Annotated in this window: 17 protein-coding genes and 1 pseudogene; 6 read left to right on the top strand and 12 right to left on the bottom strand. The window is 66.7% G+C overall.

Annotation, left to right across the window (positions count from 1 at the left end; all coding sequences use genetic code 11):
* Positions 1-64 precede the first annotated feature (64 nt).
* The gene (gene coaE / locus IEW19_RS04460; RefSeq protein ID WP_188570483.1) at positions 65-1,279 is read right to left on the bottom strand and encodes a dephospho-CoA kinase; all 1,215 of its coding nucleotides are present in this window, start codon (positions 1,277-1,279) and stop codon (positions 65-67) included.
* 58 nt (positions 1,280-1,337) lie between these two features.
* Between coaE and IEW19_RS04455 the strand changes: the two genes are divergently transcribed.
* Together IEW19_RS04455 and IEW19_RS04450 are read left to right on the top strand one after the other, a co-directional pair.
* On the top strand, positions 1,338-2,027 hold the full coding sequence (locus IEW19_RS04455) for an IMPACT family protein (protein ID WP_188570482.1): 690 nt from the start codon (positions 1,338-1,340) through the stop codon (positions 2,025-2,027).
* Positions 2,011-2,520: a GNAT family N-acetyltransferase gene (locus tag IEW19_RS04450; protein WP_188570481.1), complete on the top strand. Its 510-nt coding sequence runs from the start codon at positions 2,011-2,013 to the stop codon at positions 2,518-2,520. The genes IEW19_RS04455 and IEW19_RS04450 overlap by 17 nt, the downstream gene beginning before the upstream one ends.
* Positions 2,521-2,604: 84 nt before the next feature.
* On the opposite strand, the gene rpsA is transcribed toward IEW19_RS04450, so the two are convergent.
* The 3 genes from rpsA to polA form a co-directional block, all read right to left on the bottom strand.
* The gene (rpsA, locus tag IEW19_RS04445) at positions 2,605-4,080 is read right to left on the bottom strand and encodes a 30S ribosomal protein S1 (protein WP_018761235.1); all 1,476 of its coding nucleotides are present in this window, start codon (positions 4,078-4,080) and stop codon (positions 2,605-2,607) included.
* A gap of 225 nt (positions 4,081-4,305) precedes the next feature.
* Positions 4,306-5,604: a GNAT family N-acetyltransferase gene (locus IEW19_RS04440; RefSeq protein ID WP_188570480.1), complete on the bottom strand. Its 1,299-nt coding sequence runs from the start codon at positions 5,602-5,604 to the stop codon at positions 4,306-4,308.
* 68 nt (positions 5,605-5,672) lie between these two features.
* Positions 5,673-8,315 carry a DNA polymerase I gene (polA, locus tag IEW19_RS04435; RefSeq protein ID WP_229748353.1) on the bottom strand — a complete coding sequence of 881 codons (2,643 nt, stop codon included), beginning with the start codon at positions 8,313-8,315 and terminating at the stop codon, positions 5,673-5,675.
* A 217-nt stretch (positions 8,316-8,532) separates the two neighbouring features.
* On the opposite strand from polA, the gene IEW19_RS04430 reads away from it, so the two are divergent.
* The gene (locus tag IEW19_RS04430) at positions 8,533-8,997 is read left to right on the top strand and encodes a hotdog fold thioesterase (RefSeq protein ID WP_188570478.1); all 465 of its coding nucleotides are present in this window, start codon (positions 8,533-8,535) and stop codon (positions 8,995-8,997) included.
* An 11-nt stretch (positions 8,998-9,008) separates the two neighbouring features.
* Here IEW19_RS04430 and IEW19_RS04425 read toward each other — a convergent pair whose 3' ends face one another.
* The 6 genes from IEW19_RS04425 to IEW19_RS04400 all read right to left on the bottom strand — a co-directional run bounded on the left by IEW19_RS04425 (position 9,009) and on the right by IEW19_RS04400 (position 12,965).
* Positions 9,009-9,569, bottom strand: a complete 561-nt coding sequence (locus tag IEW19_RS04425; RefSeq protein ID WP_188570477.1) for a dihydrofolate reductase family protein — start codon at positions 9,567-9,569, stop codon at positions 9,009-9,011.
* A 32-nt stretch (positions 9,570-9,601) separates the two neighbouring features.
* Positions 9,602-9,823 (bottom strand): hypothetical protein, encoded by a 222-nt coding sequence (locus tag IEW19_RS04420; RefSeq protein WP_188570725.1) that lies wholly within the window; start codon positions 9,821-9,823, stop codon positions 9,602-9,604.
* The gene (locus IEW19_RS04415) at positions 9,802-11,067 is read right to left on the bottom strand and encodes an inorganic phosphate transporter (RefSeq protein WP_188570476.1); all 1,266 of its coding nucleotides are present in this window, start codon (positions 11,065-11,067) and stop codon (positions 9,802-9,804) included. The genes IEW19_RS04420 and IEW19_RS04415 overlap by 22 nt, the downstream gene beginning before the upstream one ends.
* 152 nt (positions 11,068-11,219) lie before the next feature.
* Positions 11,220-11,726 (bottom strand): HAD domain-containing protein, encoded by a 507-nt coding sequence (locus tag IEW19_RS04410; protein WP_229748337.1) that lies wholly within the window; start codon positions 11,724-11,726, stop codon positions 11,220-11,222.
* Positions 11,727-11,745: 19 nt separating this feature from the next.
* On the bottom strand, positions 11,746-12,432 hold the full coding sequence (locus IEW19_RS04405; RefSeq protein ID WP_229748336.1) for a hypothetical protein: 687 nt from the start codon (positions 12,430-12,432) through the stop codon (positions 11,746-11,748).
* A gap of 101 nt (positions 12,433-12,533) precedes the next feature.
* On the bottom strand, positions 12,534-12,965 hold the full coding sequence (locus IEW19_RS04400) for a VOC family protein (RefSeq protein ID WP_188570474.1): 432 nt from the start codon (positions 12,963-12,965) through the stop codon (positions 12,534-12,536).
* Between the two features lie 236 nt (positions 12,966-13,201).
* Between IEW19_RS04400 and IEW19_RS04395 the strand changes: the two genes are divergently transcribed.
* The gene (locus IEW19_RS04395; RefSeq protein WP_188570473.1) at positions 13,202-13,822 is read left to right on the top strand and encodes an L-threonylcarbamoyladenylate synthase; all 621 of its coding nucleotides are present in this window, start codon (positions 13,202-13,204) and stop codon (positions 13,820-13,822) included.
* A 122-nt stretch (positions 13,823-13,944) separates the two neighbouring features.
* Here IEW19_RS04395 and ligD read toward each other — a convergent pair whose 3' ends face one another.
* Complete coding sequence (gene ligD / locus IEW19_RS04390; RefSeq protein WP_188570472.1) at positions 13,945-14,967, bottom strand: non-homologous end-joining DNA ligase; 1,023 nt, start codon at positions 14,965-14,967, stop codon at positions 13,945-13,947.
* A gap of 69 nt (positions 14,968-15,036) precedes the next feature.
* Here ligD and IEW19_RS04385 point away from each other — a divergent pair, with 69 nt between their 5' ends.
* Positions 15,037-15,729, top strand: a complete 693-nt coding sequence (locus IEW19_RS04385) for an alpha/beta hydrolase family protein (RefSeq protein WP_188570471.1) — start codon at positions 15,037-15,039, stop codon at positions 15,727-15,729.
* Positions 15,730-15,878: 149 nt separating this feature from the next.
* Positions 15,879-18,031 (top strand): annotated as a pseudogene (locus IEW19_RS04380) (amylo-alpha-1,6-glucosidase).
* Positions 18,032-18,035: 4 nt separating this feature from the next.
* Here IEW19_RS04380 and IEW19_RS04375 read toward each other — a convergent pair.
* Positions 18,036-18,221, bottom strand: a complete 186-nt coding sequence (locus IEW19_RS04375; protein WP_188570470.1) for a hypothetical protein — start codon at positions 18,219-18,221, stop codon at positions 18,036-18,038.
* Positions 18,222-18,293 lie beyond the last annotated feature (72 nt).

Here is an 18,293-nt window from a genome sequence, read left to right as displayed (position 1 = left end):
GCCGGGCACCGACAGCGAACGGCCCCGTCCGTTACCGGCGAACATCCTTGGGGCGGGACCGGCGTCAGGACGCGTACGACGGCGGTTCCCACCCGGTTGCCCCAGCCCAGGCGGACATCCGGGGCCAGGCGACGTCCGTGAACCATGGCTCCTTGGCTTCCGCATACGTCCTGGTGGTGCCCGAACTGGCAAAGCGTGCTGCGAGGTCCGCCTTGTGTCCCTCATAGAGCCTGAGCGCGGACGGGTCGTTCCGCAGCCAGTCCCGGAACATCAGGGCGTACCGCCATCCGGCGGAGCCAGCCGGCCGGACATGAACATTCACCGCGCGGCAGGGGTCCGCGTTGGCGTGGAACCGCTTCAACCATTCGGACGGATCGGGGGCGTTCGGCTTAGGGGTATCGGATTCGATCCCGCGAACCGCCGGAAAGCCGGCCGCGGCAAGGAGAGGCGCGATCCTGGCCGCGACCCCGAGATCCGGCACGGCCACCTGGAGGTCGATGACGTCCTTGGCAGCGAGGCCGGGAACAGACGTGGACCCGATGTGGTCAACGGCCAGGATGAGGTCCGGAGCTGCCGCCGCCAGCCGTGCTGCAATCCTCGCTGCCTGCTGCGCCCAGTTCTGGCGGTGCGGTTCCAGGAACGGTCCGCCGTTCCTCGGTGCGCGTTGCCCCGCCGCCAGGTTGCGGGCGAAGGGCACCAGGCGCCCGTCCCAGAGCCGGTCCACCTGGTCCAGCAGGTGCTGCACGGTGCCAGAGTTGTCCAGGACGGCGTCGGCGGCGCCGAGCCGCTCCGCGCGAGTGGCCTGCGCGTCCATGCGGGCACGGGCCGCTTCGGCGGTCATTCCGCGGTGCTCCAGCATACGCTCCAGCCGCACGTCATCCGGCGCATCCACCACCACCACCAGGTGAAAGCTACTCCCCTGCCCGGTCTCCACCAGGAGGGGGATGTCCTGGACCACCACTGCATCACCGGGCGCGGCCGCGGTGATGGCCGCGGCGCGGGCACGCACCAAGGGGTGCACGATGGCGTTCAGGGCCGCCAGGCGCTCCGCGTTGCCGAACACCGCTTCGCCGAGCCGGGCCCGGTCAAGCCGCCCGTCGCCGTCGAGCATTCCTTCGCCGAACTCAGACACGATGCGTTCCAGCCCTTCGGTTCCGGGCTCAACCACCTCCCGGGCCAGCGCATCGGCATCAACCAGCACGGCGCCTCGCTCCTTCAGCCGCTCGGCCACCACCGATTTCCCTGAGGCGATCCCGCCCGTCAACCCGATCTTCAGCACCCTCCCACACTACTGAACCGGCGGGGCCATGGTTCGGAGCGGCATTAGACTGGGCCGGATGCAGGAGCAAGAGAGCCGGACCAGCGCCTACACCACGCTGGCGGCCGGGCCGGATTTCCGCCACGAGATCGAGATCAAGCGGTCCCGGTTCATCACCGTCCTACGGAGGGCCGGCACCGAGGACGAGGCACGGGACCTCGTTGCAGACCTCCGCCGCGGGTTCCATGACGCCCGGCACCACTGCTCGGCCTTCATCATCGGCCCGGACCGGACCATCCAGCGGTCCAGCGACGACGGCGAACCCGCCGGAACTGCCGGCATTCCGATGCTCGAAGCCCTGGTCCGAAGGGAAACCGCGCCAGGGGTGGCCGACCTCAGCGACGTCTGTGCCGTTGTGGTGCGCTACTTCGGCGGGGTGCTGCTGGGCGCAGGTGGGCTGGTGCGCGCCTACTCCGAATCGGTTTCGGGGGCACTGGAATTGGCGTCCATGGTGCGCCGCAGCCGGCTTCGGATCTGCTCCGCCGCTGTGCCGCACGCCGCTGCCGGCCGGCTGGAGAACGACCTGCGGGCTGCGGGGTTCGTGATGGCCGGAACAAGCTACGGCGCCCAGGACACCGTCCTCCGCGTGGCCGTAGCGGACCAGGCCGGGGTCCTTGCGGCGGCGTCGGAACACGTGCGGCTGTTGACGGCGGGCGGCGCCGACCTGGCTCCCGAGGGAACGGAGTGGGTCGATGTCCCGCTCCCCTGACGTCCCCTTCGTGTACCTGGCGGACGTGGATGAAAAGGTGATGGAACAGCTCCTGCAGCTGGCCAAACGGGAAGCCTCCCCGGACGAGGTGGCCCCACCTCTGGGCGGGCCGGGCTGGAACCTGGAACGTACGGCCTGGTTCTTCAGCTACCACCGCGCCGCCGCGAACGGCCTGGACGGGGAAGCCGGGGAGAAATCCTGGGCCATCATGGCGGGCGGGAACATCGCAGGGTCTATCCGGCTCAAGCGCGTTGATGGCGGCGGCCGGAAGACAGCCGAGACCGGCGTTTGGCTCGGCCGGAGCTTCCGGTCCCGCGGCATCGGCACCGCGGCGCTTGGCCTTGTCCTGGCGGAGGCACGCCGGGCGGGACTGGAGCAGGTTGTCGCCCGCACGCTGGCTGGCAACCTTGGTGCGCAACGCCTCCTTGCCGGAGCAGGGGCCGCGCTGAAGCCCGACGACGACGGAACGGTACGCGCCGTCGTCGACCTTTAAAGCAAACGCCTTAAAGCAACAGACCCCCTGCCTTTGCGGGCAGGGGGCCTGTTGCTCAAGCCCGGAAGTCCGGGCCAGTGGCAATTAGTTGCCGGTCAGCTTCTCGCGGAGAGCAGCAAGGGCCTCATCCGAAGCCAGGGTGCCGGCACCGGTGTCGGTGGCAGCAGGCTCGGAGGAGTAGCTGGTGGCGCCGGAGTCGCTGTCACCGGACGTTGCAGCTGCCGCGTCGTCGGCAGCGTGCTGGGCAACCTGCTTCTTGTGTGCTTCCCAACGGGTCTGGGCGTCAGCATACTGCTGCTCCCAGGCTGCGCGCTGGTTCTCGTAGCCCTCGAGCCATTCGTTGGACTCGGGGTCGAAGCCCTCGGGGTACTTGTAGTTGCCCTCTTCGTCGTACTCAGCGGCCATGCCGTAGAGAGCCGGATCGAATTCGGTGCTGTCGGCGTCGACGCCTTCGTTGGCCTGCTTGAGGGACAGCGAGATGCGGCGGCGCTCGAGGTCGATGTCGATGACCTTGACGAACAGCTCGTCACCAACGGAGACAACCTGCTCGGCCAGTTCAACGTGGCGCACAGCGAGCTCGGAGATGTGGACCAGGCCTTCGATGCCGTCTTCGACGCGGACGAACGCACCGAACGGAACCAGCTTGGTGACCTTACCCGGAACAACCTGGCCGAGGGCGTGGGTGCGGGCGAAGGTCTGCCACGGATCTTCCTGCGTAGCCTTGAGCGACAGGGAGACGCGCTCGCGGTCCAGGTCCACCTCGAGAACCTCGACGGTGACTTCCTGGCCAACTTCGACAACCTCGGACGGGTGGTCGATGTGCTTCCAGGACAGCTCGGAAACGTGTACCAGGCCGTCCACGCCGCCCAGGTCCACGAAGGCACCGAAGTTGACGATGGAGGAAACGACGCCGGGACGGACCTGGCCCTTTTCCAGCTTGTTGAGGAACGTGGAGCGGACCTCGGACTGGGTCTGCTCGAGCCATGCACGGCGGGACAGCACAACGTTGTTGCGGTTCTTGTCCAGCTCGATGATCTTGGCTTCGATCTGCTGGCCGATGTACGGAGCAAGGTCGCGCACACGGCGCATCTCGACGAGGGATGCGGGCAGGAAGCCGCGCAGACCGATGTCGAGGATAAGACCACCCTTGACAACCTCGATGACGGTACCGGTGACGACACCGTCTTCTTCCTTGACCTTCTCGATGTCGCCCCAGGCACGCTCGTACTGAGCACGCTTCTTGGAGAGGATCAGGCGGCCTTCTTTGTCTTCCTTGGTGAGCACCAGGGCTTCGACCTGATCGCCAACGGAGACAACGTCCCCGGGATCAACGTCGTGCTTGATGGAAAGCTCGCGGGAGGGGATGACACCTTCGGTCTTGTAACCGATGTCGAGCAGGACTTCATCGCGGTCGACCTTGACGACGGTACCTTCGACGAGGTCTCCGTCGTTGAAGTACTTGATGGTCGCGTCGACTGCTGCGAGGAAGTCCTCAGCGGTACCGATGTCGTTAATCGCGACTACGGGGGTACCGGGCTTCTCGGTGGAGGTGATGGTCATGTAGTAGGGGCTCCGTTGTGGATAGTTAGTCGGTCAGGCAAACCGGCGCGCCCGCGTTATGGAACGCAGGCGCGATTCGCGGTGAATCCAACGGATTCTCCGGGTCATCCTGATTTGTGGATTGCTTTTCAATGCGGCCCCTGGAGGGACAGCAAGTGCGTGCACGTGGTACACGCCCGTTTATTCTAGTCGCTGCCCACAATTTGGGTCAAAGCGGTGCCGGCGCTAGAAGTGGGTCAGGCAGTGTGTCGCCCGTTCCACCGCAAACATCTGGCGCGCCTTGAGCGCGGCCCCCTTGGTGCGTTCGGCGATCCTCCCGGCGGCCGCCAGCGTTACCGGGCAGACCCCGCCGAGGTAGATCGAGGACAGCGCCGAGACATCCAGGGCCAGGTCCGGCTCGGCCCCGGCGTGAACGCGTTCGACGGCGGCTTGGCCGCCCTGGACCTCCAGTGCGAAAGTTCCTGCGGTGAGGCCCAGCGGGTCCCCCACTTCGAGGATCAGCGTTCCCTCGGAAGGGTAGTGCCGGGCCGCCAAGGCCTGCGGCACATCGAGGATCCGGAGCCAGAGCATGTCCCGGCTGTCGGAGGCATCAATGCAGCGCGGGTCCGCCAGCGCCCAGGCGAGGGGATCGTCCACCGGCGCCTCGTTCCAGGACACGCGTTCCACGAGGTCGATGGCCGCCAGGTACTGCCAAAGTTCCAGGTAGGCGTGGTCAGTGGCGGCCACGAGGTCCACCACTTCCACGGTGACCGGGGCGGGCTCCCAGCCGAGGAACTTGTACGAGACGTAACCGTCGATCCCGCCATCCGGCCCGTAGTGCAGCGCCACTTTGATGGCAGGGTCCTCCTTGCCCTCCCGGTTCAGCGATCCCGAGGCAAGCTGCCAGTACCATTGCTGGCGGCCCAGGGAGCCGGGGGTGTGGCGGTGCACCCGGTCGAACACCTTGGGGGCTACCTCGAGCAGGACTTTGGGGTCCGCCACCTCCACGCTCCCCGTGGCCTGGTGGCGCATGGTGAACCGGGAGGTGGTGTCCACCTTGACGGAACGCTCCAGGCTGGCGACGCCGTAGCCGAAGCGTCCGTAGATGCTGCCCTCGGAGGCGGTGAGGGCGGCCACCGCGATGCCGTCATCCCTGGCCGCCTGCAGGTCCTCGGTCATCATCCGGCGCAGCAGGCCGCGCCGCCGGTGCGAGGTCCGGACCGTGACAGCGGTGACCATCTGGGTTTCAAGCATCCGACCAAAGCCGACGTTGAGGGTTTTCCGGAACGTCCCGAAGGTGGCCACGGGTACCTCGGCCGGGAGCGAGGAATCCGCAACGGTGCCCGACTGGTAGGCACCCGTGAAAATCCTGCCATCCGCTTCGTAGGTGGCCATGGAACGCGCCACATGCTCCGGGGTACGGACGGAGTCATGGAAGCCGAAGGCAACCGCCCGGGCCCACGTCTCCGCTTCAGCGTAGCCGGCACTGCCCATGGACACGGCAGGAAAGCGCCGGATGTCATAGTTTCCGCTCAGATCACCCATTTACCCGAGCCTAGTCAATGAATCCGGCCGCTGACCAGCATGAACAACGTGGCGGAGGCGCCCCGTTCCTAGTGGCCGGCGTCGTACCAGCTGGGTCCGACGCCGATCTGCACTTCCAGGGGGACGCTGAGGTCGGCGGCGGCGGCCATCTGCTCAGTCACCAGGGCCTCGACGGCGGCCCGTTCACCCGCGGCGACCTCGAGGACCAGTTCGTCATGGACCTGGAGCAGCATCCGGGATTTCAGGCCCTGCGCCTTCAGTTCGGCGTGGACGCCCAGCATGGCGCGTTTGATGATGTCCGCGGCGGAGCCCTGGATGGGGCTGTTAAGCGCGATGCGCTCGGCGTTCTCGCGCAGCTGCCGGTCCGTGCTGGTGAGGTCCGGGAGGTAGCGGCGGCGGCCCTCGATGGTGGCGGTGTAGCCGTCCACCCTGGCCTGGTCCACCACGCCACGGAGGTAGTCGCGGACGGCGCCGAAGCGGTCGAAGTAGTCCTTCATGAGGGTGCGGGCCTCATCGACGGAGATCTCCAGTTGTTTGGACAGGCCGAATGACGTCAGTCCGTAGGCCAGGCCGTAGGACATGGCCTTCACCTTGGAGCGCATGGCGCTGGTGACCTGGTCTGTGGGGACATGGAAAATATTGGAGCCGACGAACCGGTGCAGGTCCTCGCCGTCCTTGTAGGCCTGGATCAGGCCCGCGTCCCCGGAGAGGTGCGCCATGATGCGCATCTCGATCTGCGAGTAGTCAGCTGACAGCAGGCACTCGTAACCTGCACTGACCACGAAGATGCCGCGCACGCGCCGGCCCTCCTCGCTGCGGATGGGGATGTTCTGCAGGTTGGGGTTGTTGGACGAGATCCGGCCGGTGGCGGCCACGTTCTGGGCGTACGTGGTGTGGATCCGCCCGTCTTCCGCCACGGACTTCTTCAAGGATTCGATCATCTGCCGCAGCTTGGCGGCTTCGCGGTGCGCCATGAGCTGCACCAGGAACTCGTGCCCGGTCTTCTCCAGCAGGTTCTTCAGGGACGCGGCATCGGTGGTGTAGCCGGACTTGATTTTCTTGGTTTTGGGGAGCTGAAGTTCGTCGAACAGGACGGTCTGGAGCTGCTTGGGCGAGCCCAGGTTGACTTCGTGGCCGATGGCCGCGAAGGCCTGTTCCTGCGCCTGGTCGATGACACGGGCCAGGTCGGCGAGCTGCTCGTCCATCTTGTCCATGTCGATCGCGATGCCTGCGAGCTCCATGTCCGCCAGGACACGGCTGACCGGCAGCTCAAGGGTTGACAGGAGTTCCCCTGCCTTGCGTTCCTTCAGTTCGTCCTCGAAGTAGCGGCTCAGGGCCAGCACCACGGCACCGGCCTGCACCAGGGCGTCCGCGGCCGCGGTGTCGTCGCCGTCGAACGACAGTTCCAGCTGACCGGCCTTGGCGGTGGCGGCGGGAAGCCCCACGTTGAGGTGGTGCTGGGCAAGTTCGGCGAGTTCGTAGGTGCGCCGGTCCGGCTGGATGAGGTAGCCGGAGATGGAGGTGTCATCGACCACGCCCTCCAACTCCAGGCCACGGGCCGTCAGTGCCTTGAGCGCAGCCTTGAAGCCGTGCATCACCTTGGGCGCCTCGGGATCGCGCAGCCACGCGGCCAGGACGTTCTCAGCCTCGGCGTCCTGGCCGGCGAGGTCGACGTAGGCTGCGGTGTCGCCGCGGACGATGGCCAGTGCGGCGGCGTCCTCGCCGATCCGTCCCGGGACGAGGTCGACGGCGAGGGCGGAGCGCTGGCCGTCGCCTGCGGCCAGGAAGCCGGCCAGTTCAGCTGCGCCGGCCGGGGTTGTGTACGCCGGGGTTTCGATGCTTTCGCGCTCAGCGGCCGGGGTGTCGGCGTCACCGTAGAGGGCGAACAACCGGCCACGGATGGCCTTGAACTCCAGCTGGTCGAAGAGGTCTTCCATCGCCGCCTGGTCCGGGCGCGGCTGGTAGAGGTCTTCGAGCGTGACCGGGAGGTCAAGATCGGTGTGGAGCTGGTTCAGGCGTCGGTTGCGCTTGACGGCGTCGACGTTCTCCCGGAGGGCATCCCCCACTTTGCCGCCGATGGCATCGAGGTGTTCCAGGACGCCTTCGAGGCCGCCATAGAGGTTGATCCACTTGGCTGCCGTCTTGGGTCCGACGCCGGGCACGCCGGGAAGGTTGTCTGCCGTCTCCCCCACCAGGGCGGCGAGGTCTGAGTAGCGGGACGGGCTGACGAAATACTTTGCTTCGATGGCGGCGGCGTCCATCCGCGGGATGTCGCTGACGCCCTTCCGCGGGTACAGCACGAAGACGTTGTCAGTGATGAGCTGGAAGGCGTCCCGGTCGCCGGAGACGAGCAGGACCTCGAATCCGGCCTTTTCGCCCATGGCGGCAAGGGTGGCCAGGATGTCATCGGCCTCATAGCCGGGCATCTTGATGGTCTTGATGCCCCAGGCCTGCATGACCTGCGCGATGAGGTCGATCTGGCCGCTCATCTCGCGGGGGGTTTCGTTCCGGCCGCCCTTGTATTCGCTGTACTCGGTTTTCCGGTGGGTGGACTCATCCGAGACGTCGAAGGCAACCGCCACGTGGGTTGGCTGCTGCTCCTTGATGAGGTTGATCAGCATGGAGGTGAAGCCGTGGATGGCGTTGGTGTGCTGGCCGTTGGCGGTGGAGAACTTGTCCGCGGGCAGCGCGAAGAAGGCGCGGAACGCCATGGAGTGGCCATCCAGGACCAGCAGCCGGGGCTGGTCGGTGATGGGAATGACGGGCGCGTCAGTAGCTGAAACAGACCCACCGGCAGCGGGGGTGGCGGCCTTTGCAGCAGGCCTGCGGGCCGGGGACGAAGGCTGCAGGGCAGCTCCCTCCTCGATGGCCTGGGACGGGAAAGGAGCCGGTTTGGTTGTTTCACTCACAGGTGCCAGCCTAGTTGCCATGACAGACAATTTCACGCCGGGCGCTTTCGCCGAAGAGCTCGCAGCCGCCGGAATTCCCGACCACATGCACGCTTGGCTGGGCGGGTTCGGCGTCGGCGCATTGGTGGTCAAGATGGGGATCCACTTCCTGGAGATGAGCCCGGAACGGACGGTTGCCACCATGCCGGTGGAGGGCAACACTCAGGTGGCAGGAATCCTCCACGGCGGTGCGCACGTGGTGCTGGCGGAAACCCTGGGCTCCTTCTCCGCCGGAATGCATGCCGGTCCGGGACGCCACGCGGTGGGCATCGAGGTCAACGCCACGCACCACCGGTCCATCGCCAGGGGCCTGGTCACCGGAACGTGCACCGCGATCCATCTGGGGCGGACGTTGGCCACCCACGAGATCGTCATGACTGACGCGCAGGGACGGCGCCTTTCAACCGCGCGGATCACCAACCTGCTCCGGGACAACGCCGGCTGAGGCAACCCGCGTCAGGGCTGCGGAACGGTCCCCGCACGCAACAGGTAGCGCAACTCGACGATCCCCCGGCCCAAGGTGCGGGAGGCAGCCAACTGAAGCGGCGGCGTCGGGCCCTTCATCGGCAGCAACGGCTTTCCCCCGCCCAGCACCACGGGAATGACGGAGAGGATGATCTCGTCCAGGAGGCCGGCGTCGGCGAACTGGGCCGCCAGGTTGCCGCCGCCCACCACCCAGATGTTCCGGTCCCCGGCGGAGCGCCGGAAGTCAGCGACGAACTCCAGGACGTCACCCCGGACGAACGTGATGTCCGCACCGTCCGGGGCACGGTATTCGTGGTGGGTGAAAACGTAGCTGGGCGTGCCCGCGTACGGCCAGGCGCCGGGTTCGTGCTCCATCAGCCAGGCGTAGGTTTCCCCGCCCATGACGATGCAGCCCACACCGGCCATGAAGTCGTTGTAACTGTCCGCCCCGCCCTCGAAGCCGTCGAACTGCAACAGCCAACCCAGGTCGTCCGTGGGCGTGGCGATAAAGCCGTCGAGGGACGCGGCCACAAAGTACTGGATGCGCGGCATGGCCCCAGCCTAGCCAACCGGCAAAGGTGCTGCTACTTGGTGAAGTACGGGATGATCAGGTACAGCCCGAAGAGCACAGCGGCGCCGCACAAGGCAAAACAGATATTGGCGAAGGAGCGCTTCACCCTGGGGGACGTTTGCTGGGCGTCAGCGGCGATGGCGGTAAACCGGACGCCGAGCGAGTAGAGGGTCACTACAACTGCGGCGGATACGAGGGTGGCGCCGGCAACGGTCAGGAGTTCCAACCACTTAATCGCTGGTTCTCCTTGGGGTTGGTGGCGCCGGCATCGGCCTGCGCCTTGGCTTTGGCTTCGGCCCGGGCGCGTGCCAAGGCCTTCTTCTTGGCGAACCGGACAGCCTGGCCGGCTTCCTCGACCTCGACGGCGTTCTGGTGGCTCACCGAGGACTTGCGGGAGTAGAAGAACATGAAGAGGATTGCCGCGCTGCCGGCAACGGCGGCGATGAGTACGCCCACGACGCCGGTCTTCACCAAGAGGGCGGTCAGGGCGCCCACGATGCCGGCTGCCGGCAGGGTGAAGATCCATCCGAGCGCGATCTTGCCCACCATGTTCCAGCGGACCGTGGTACCGCGGCGTCCCATTCCGGAGCCAATCACGGAACCGGATGCCACCTGCGTGGTGGAAAGGGCGAAGCCAAGGTGGGAGGAGGCGAGGATGGAGGACGCGGTGCTGGTCTCGGCCGCGAAGCCCTGGGCGGGCTTGACCTCGGTCAGGCCCGAACCCATGGTGCGGATGATGCGCCAGCCGCCGGCGTAGGTGCCAACCGCGATGGCGAGGGCGCACGCGGTGATCACCCAGAGCTGGGGACCGGAGCCGGGCGCCTGGGTTCCGGCGGCGATGAGGACCAGTGTGATGATGCCCATGGTCTTCTGGGCGTCGTTGGTCCCGTGGGCCAGGGCCACCAGGCTGGAGGTGAAGACCTGGCCGGTACGGAAGCCACCGCGCTTCTGGGTGAGCTTGGTGCCGGTCTCGGGATCCTGGCGTGAGGTGAGGGCGTAGGCCAGGCGCGTGCAGACGTAGGCCGAAAGCCCCGCTATCACCGGCGCAAAGACTGCCGGAAGGATGACCTTCTGGAGGAGGGTTTCAAGATTGACGGAGCTGAATCCAACGCCCACGATGGCCGCGCCGATGAGCCCGCCGAAGAGTGCGTGGGATGAGCTGGACGGCAGGCCCTTCAGCCAGGTGGCCATGTTCCACAAGACGGCTCCCATCAACCCGGCGAAGATAATGTCCGGGGTGATCTGGACGCCGCCGGACCCTTCGCGAATGATGCCGCCGGACACTGTCTTGGCCACCTCAGTGGAAAGGAAGGCGCCCACCAGGTTCAGTACGGCTGCGAGGGCCACCGCTGTCCTGGGCTTGATGGCACCCGTAGCGATGGGCGTTGCCATGGCGTTCGCGGTGTCGTGGAAGCCATTCGTGAAGTCGAAAAATAGTGCCAGTCCGATGACCAGCGCCACCATGAAGGTGATATCCACCTGTTGCCCAATCTGCAGAGTCGACGTTCAGCAGTTTCTCTAACCCGGCCGCCTTGCACAGCATAGTTCACGAACTGTTCATCTGAAATGACTTGCGGCGATGGCACAATCGGCGGGAAACCTTATCGATCGTACGCGTCCCCGGCGGGAGGTCAAAACACGGGACAGGCCAGGAATGAGCGGAGCCGGTCCAGTTCAGCAGGCGTGATTCCGTGGCGGGGATGGGGCGAGACAGTGAGGATGCGCCGGCCCAGGAAACGTGCCCACTGCTGCGCTTCCGCCTCGAACGCCAGCTGGTCGTCCACCCACGCGACAGCGTCGGGCCCGGCGCCTTCGACGTCTTCCTGGATGGCCCGGAGCTTCCACCAGCCCGTACCGCCGCCAGCCCCGTCCGCGGCCAGGTACGGCCAGTCACTGCCCCTAAGTCCGACGGCGGGACACAGGTATTGGGGCGCCAACTCCTCCCAGCTGGTGAGCCAGACACAACGCAGCCCGGGCGTCAGGGCCAGGGAGTTCAGCCCGGCCACGAGTTCGGCAGCGAAGGCGACGGGCAACAGGCCAGCGTCCACGCGCTGCCACGCGGACCCCCAGCCGGTGGTCCCTTCCGGGCCGAATGGGCAGACCACGCCGTCGACATCGAGATAAAGCGTGCGGCCCACGCTGCACCTTGCAGGAACTTCAGCCCTGGTGGAACTGCGGCGGCCGGGGGGCCGCGTCCAGTTCCAGGGCGATCTTCTGCTCAAGGGCCGCCAGGGTGACATCGGGGAGGACGATGAGGCCGTCCAGCTCACGCCGCGCCCGCTTGTAGGCAGCCTGCCGTTCGGCCGGGGTGGCCGCCTGGTTCTCCGCGATCATCAGGAGCTTCCGTGCCGTGGCCAGCCGTTCACGTTCGGGTCCGCTGAACTTGCTGTCCCTGATCCGCCTGGCTTCGCGCTCCGCCACGTCAAGGGCCACCGCGAAATTGTTGACTGCTTGCCGGTAGGCGTCCAGGCCGGAGGCGGACCGAAGGTCTTCGGCGGACTCCGGGCGTTGGCCGTCGGCTTCCCGCTTGGCGCGAAGGAAGGCCACGGTGAGGGGTTCGCGGACGTCGGTCATGAGGGGGAAGTCGATGAGCTTGCCCACGTCCAGCTCATATTCGAGCCACCGGCGATTGGTGGCGTCATGCGTGGCCATCAGCGCCTGTACTTCGGCCGCTGACGCCTTTTCTGCTTCCGCCGCCTGGTTCTTCAGCTTGTACAGTTCAACCTGGCGCCGGTGGCGGCGTTCCCCGGCGCGCCGCCAGCCGCTGGCCCAGCGGCTGGCGAAAGCCATCAGTGGAAACACCATCCACCATTTGTCGGACAGGAACTCCATAAGGGGCCTCACCCGATAATCGTCGCAGTCCCGGGGCCTGACCTCAAGAAGCAAGGACAGATCCGGCGGGCGGAGCGGGCTGCAAGCACGCCCGTTGGCCGCCCGCCCGGCCGTCAGGGCGCCGCCGTTGCCTGCGCTCCGTTGACGTTCACCAGCCAGGAGACACCGAACCGGTCGGTGCACATGCCAAAGACGTCACCCCAGGGCGCCTTCTCCATGGGAACGGTCACCGCTCCCCCGTCGCCGCTGAGCTTTTGGTAATAGCCGCGGAGCTCCGCCTCATCGTCGCCGCTGAGGGAGATGGAAATGGAGGAACCCGGGTGGTACTCCATACTGTTCGGGGTGTCGGCGCCCATGAGCACCAGACCCTGCGTGGTGGTCAGCATGCCATGCATGATTTTCTCCGCTTCGGCGGGGTCCTCGCTGGCCTGGAAGTCGGCAAAGGTGCTGAGCGTCAGTTCGCCGCCGAACACGGACTGGTAGAAGTTCATTGCGTCGCGGGCGTTGTCCCGGAAGCTGAGGTAGGGATTGAGGATTGTTGGCATGACGGGGTCTCCTTCACAGGGGCGGAACTGCATTGGCCGGAACCGGGGCAGACAACATCCTGCCCCATCCCGCAGCAGGCCGGAAGGGGACGACTCCCCTGTTCATCACCGAATTCCAGGGAACGAAACGGTAGCCCACACCGGCCGTGGGTGCACGTGGGCTAAGCGTACGCCGGACAGGCACGCTGCCCGCGGACATGGTGCGGTGCGGCCAGTAGGAACGTAGGCTCGGGGGCATGGCCAGATTCTTTGATGTTCATCCCCAGGATCCCCAGCCCCGCGCCATTGCGCAGGCGGTGCAGATAATCCGTGACGGCGGCCTGATCGCCTACCCCACTGACTCCTGCTACGCCCTGGGGGCGCAGATGGGCAACCGGGAGGCCCTGGACCGGATCAGGAGCATCCGGCACCTGGACGACAAGCACCACTTCACGCTGGTCTGCCGGGACTTCGCGCAGCTGGGACAGTTAGTGAACATCGGCAATGACGTCTTTCGCAGCATCAAAGCCGTCACCCCGGGCAGTTACACGTTCATCCTGCCCGCCACCAAGGAGGTTCCCAAGCGCCTGCTCCACCCCAAGAAGAAGACGGTGGGAGTGCGCATTCCGGACAACCGCGTGGTCCAGGCGCTGCTCGCGGAGCTGGGCGAGCCGCTGTTGTCCAGCACGCTGTTGCTGCCGGACGAGGAGGAACCACTGACTGTGGGCTGGGAGATCAAGGAGCGCCTGGACCACCAGGTGGATGCCGTGATCGACGCCGGGGACTGCGGCGCCGAGCCGACCACCGTGGTGGATTTCTCCAGCGGAGTGGCCGAAGTTGTCCGGCGGGGCATGGGCGATCCGTCCCGGTTCGAGTAACCGCCGTCAGCCCAGGCAGCCGCCCGGCGGCCGTCGCGGGGCACTTTGGGACCAGCCGCCGTCGTGAACTACGACGGCGGCCGGCGTGTCCGCGTCAAAGCGCCCCTTTGCGGACGGTCCGGTCAGTCCTGCTTGCGTGCCCTGCTGGGCTGCACCCGCGGGGGTTCGCCGGGCATCTTGGGGTAGTCGGGCGGGAAGGGCAACTCTCCCAGCCCGGCTTGGCAGTCGCGGTCCCACCACTGGAGCAGCGTATCGATGGTGCCGGGGACGGCATTGAACTGCGCCCACGGATCGCCCACAGTCTTCAGCCGCTCCGGAACGGTGAGGATGGTGAAGTTCCTGGGGTCGGCGTGTTCCAGTTCGTCCCAGGTGACGGGGCAGGACACGGGGGCGTGCGGGAGGGCCCGCGGACTGTAGGCGCCGGCGATGGTGCGGTCGCGGTTGGCCTGGTTGAAGTCCAGGAACACGCGTCGGCCCCGTTCCTCCTTCCACCAGGCCGTGGTCACCTTGTCCGGGATGCGCCGCTCCACTTCCCGGGCAGCGGCGATCACGGCGTGGCGGACATCCAGGAACTCCCGGGTCGGTTCGATGGGTGCGTAAACGTGCAGGCCCCGGTTCCCGGAGGTTTTGATGAAGCAGGTGAGCCCAGCCTCGGCCAGGACCTCCCTCAGCACCAGGGCGGCGGGGATGGCGTCGTCGAAGTCGGTTCCGGGCTGCGGGTCGAGGTCGATGCGCAATTGGTCCGGGTTGTGCGTGTTGTCGGCGCGGGACGGCCAGGGATGGAACACCACGGTATTCATTTGGACGGCCCAAACGGCTGCCGCGGGCTCGTCGAACACCAGCTGCGGGTGGGACCTTGCGCTGGGGTACACCACCTTGACGGACCGGATGAAGTCCGGCGTTCCCTTGGGCGGATTCTTGGAGAAGAACTGCTCGCCGTCGACATTGCCGGAGAACCGCTGCAGTGCCACGGGCCGGTCCCCGTTGGCGGCGATGAACGCCTCCCCCACGTCGCAGATGTAATTCACCAGGTCCAGCTTCGTGAGGCCGAGGTCCGGCCAGAGAACGCGGCTGGGACTGGAAATGCGCATCGCGCGCGGCCCGTTGGGACCCTGGACTGTGATGGTGGTCTGTTCGCTCGCCATGGGGACAACGTACACCCCGCAATGGGCACAGCCAGGCACATTTTGGCAGCCCTCCGGCATGATGGAGCCATGCCAGCATCCGACCAGCAGCTCACCATCGCCGCCGGCGATACCTCCTTTTCCGCCGTCTACGCCCGCCCCGCGGATCCCGCCGCGACTGTGGTGGTGGCGCACGGCGCAGGCGCCGGCATGGACCACCCGTTCCTCCGCGGTTTCACCGACGCCCTGAACAGCCTGGGCCTGGCCACGCTGCGCTTCAATTTCCCGTACCGGGAGGCAGGGCGGAAGTTCCCTGACCGCCCGCCACTGGCCATCGCCGCCTGGCGGGCCGCGATGGCCGCGGCCCGCTCGCAGGCGGACGCCAATGGAGACAGGGGCCCGGTCTGGGCGGCGGGCAAGTCGTTCGGGGGAAGGATGGCGTCCATGGCCGTTGCCGGGGGCATGGACGCTGAAGGCCTGGTGTACCTGGGCTACCCGCTTCACGCCCCGGGGAAGCCGGAGAAGCTCCGTGACGAGCACCTGTATGGGATGGCGACACCCATGCTGTTCCTGCAGGGAACCCGCGATGCCTTTGCCACCCCGGATATCCTGGCGGACGTCGTGTCACGAATCGGTTCCAACGCCGTGCTGCAGTGGGTGGAGGGCGGGGACCACTCATTCGCGGTCGCAGGCAGGAAGCGGCCCGCCGACGAGGTGGGCGCGTCCCTGGCCGCCGCCGTGGCACGCTTCATCAGGGACGGTACCCCAGGGCTCCAGCGCTGACCCTGCCCCCAACTGCTGCGGGCGGGGCATTTTCCGTTTCTTACATGTTGATGGCCGGAGGCGTAGCGTCTATCTCGTTGGACCACGGCAACGCTGTTCCCGGGCCGCAGCGGCGGCCGCGGAAGAACCTACCGTTTGAGGAGCGCAGGATGGCTGGATGGAACGCTGACACCGCCGCGGGACCCGTCGGGGCGGGACACATCACGCTCGTAGAGGGCGCATGCTTCTGTATCTCGCTCGCCAACGGGGACATCCATCCCGAACATCCCCACGGGGCCTTCCACGAAGACACCCGCATTCTGTCCCGCTGGGATTTGCGGGTCAATGGCGCGGCCCTTGAACCGCTGGCCGCCGAGGTGAAGGAACCGTACCGTGCACTGTTCATCGGCCGGGTTCCGCGCTCGGACGGATATGCAGACAGTCCCCTGGTCGTGGAGCGCCTGCGGGAAGTTGCTACCGGAATCATGGAGGACATCACCATCCGGAACTATTCCTCCGAGCCGGCCCAGTGCACCGTCTCCGTCAGGGCCGAGGCGGACTTCGCCGACCTTTTCGAGGTGAAGGAGGCCCGGATCCAAAGGCACTGGCGGGAATCCCGCCACCACGCCGGCGACTCACTGACCATCAGTGCGGTCTGGCACGATGTCCTCAAGCGCGTGATCGTCCGTGGCGATGGCGCCGCCGCCACCACCGATGTCCTGACCTACCAGGCCCTTGTCCCGCCGCATGGCCACTGGAGCACGCAACTGAGCGTAGTCCCCGTCAGCGGCGACGCCCCTGCACCGGCTTCGCCCCTCGAGAAGCCCGCAGCGCCTGATATCTCGCCCAGCGACCGCCGGCGGCGGGAGTGGGTGGCCAAGATTCCCAAACTCCACATGGGCAACCGGTCCATTGAAGCAACCCTGCGGCGCAGCTATGACGATCTTGGCGCACTCCGCATCCAGGATCCCGCGCATCCGGAGCGGATCGTGGTGGCGGCAGGGGCGCCGTGGTTCATGACCCTATTCGGCCGCGACGCGCTCTGGGCATCGGAAATGGCCCTCCCCGTGGACCCGTCCCTGGCACTGGGCACCCTGCAGACCCTGGCTGACCGGCAAGGCAAAGCGGTGGATCCGATGAGTGAGGAAGAACCTGGAAAGATCCTGCACGAGGTACGGCTGGGAGTCTCCAGCGGACTGGCCCTGGGCGGCAAATCGGTCTACTACGGCAGCGTGGATGCCACTCCCCAGTTCGTCATGGCTGTGGGATCGGTGAGCCGCTGGGGTTTCGCCAGGGACACCATTGCCGCCCTGCTCCCCCACGCCGACCGTGCGCTGGACTGGGTGCGGGAATTCGGCGACAAGGACGGCGACGGGTTCGTGGAATATTCCCGCCTCAATGACCAAGGCGTGATCAACCAGGGGTGGAAGGACTCGTGGGACGGCATCAACTTCGCCGACGGTACGCTGGCCAAGCCGCCGATAGCACTGTGTGAGGTGCAGGCATTGGTTTACAGTGCACTGCTGTCCAGGCGTGGATGGCGTACGACGCCGGGGACGCACCGCTGGCCGCGAGGCTCACCGGCGAGGCGGCGCAGCTGAAGAAAAGGTTCAATGACGCATTTTGGCTGCCCGAGCGCGGTTACTACGCCGTAGCCCTGGACCGCGACAAGAGACCGGTGGACGCCTGCGCCTCGAACATGGGGCAATGCCTGTGGCACGGCATCATTGATGACGACAAGGCGCCGGCCGTGGCGGAGCGTCTCATGTCGCCCGAGATGTTCAGCGGGTGGGGCGTACGGACCCTGGGCGCCGACATGGGCGCGTACAACCCGGCCAGTTACCACAACGGGTCAGTATGGCCGCACGATAACGCCATCATTGCCGCGGGCCTGCTGCGCTACGGCTTCGTCGAGGAGGCGCAGCGCATCTCCACCGCCCTGCTGGAGGCAGCCGGCTACTCCAACGGCCGGCTTCCGGAACTCTTCTGCGGGTTCAGCAGGGAGCAGGTTACGGAGCCTGTTCCGTACCCCACCGCGTGTTCCCCGCAGGCCTGGGCGGCCACCACCCCGATCATGCTGATCACCAGCCTCATGCGGTACGACGCGCACGTGTCCCGCGGCGGTTTCTGGTTGGACCCCGTGCTGCCGGCATCCTACGGCGATGTGCACCTGACCAACGCTCCGATCGCCGGAAGCCGGATGACGATCGACATCGTCGGTTCCGTGCCTTCCGTTCAAGGACTGCCGGAGGGCATCACGTTCCACCGCGAACACCGCCCCTGGCTCACGGAACTCATGGCCCAGGCCGGGCTGCCGGAGTAAACCTTCATGTGGTGGTGGCCGGCCGCCAGGCAGCGTCCTCGTGCCACCACCCCTCCCAGGCGGCGGAGGTGAGCTGGCCGGCAGGGAACGTGCCGGGCGCGGCACCCTCCCCGGGGGCCCCGGCGCCGTAATGCCGTGCCTCGTGGTCGCGGCCGTCGAGCAAGAGATTCAGGCTGTTCAAGAGAAACATGGTTCCGTCCTTCCTGGCGGTGCATGGACTGCACCAATCCACATGGAAAGGAGCCTAGCCAGCGCATGTTTC

It is taken from the genome of Arthrobacter liuii (genome assembly GCF_014639275.1).
In the GTDB taxonomy this organism is placed as follows: domain Bacteria; phylum Actinomycetota; class Actinomycetes; order Actinomycetales; family Micrococcaceae; genus Arthrobacter; species Arthrobacter liuii.
The sequence above is the reverse complement of the archived record's forward strand: the minus strand, read 5'-3'. Positions and strand labels throughout refer to the sequence as shown.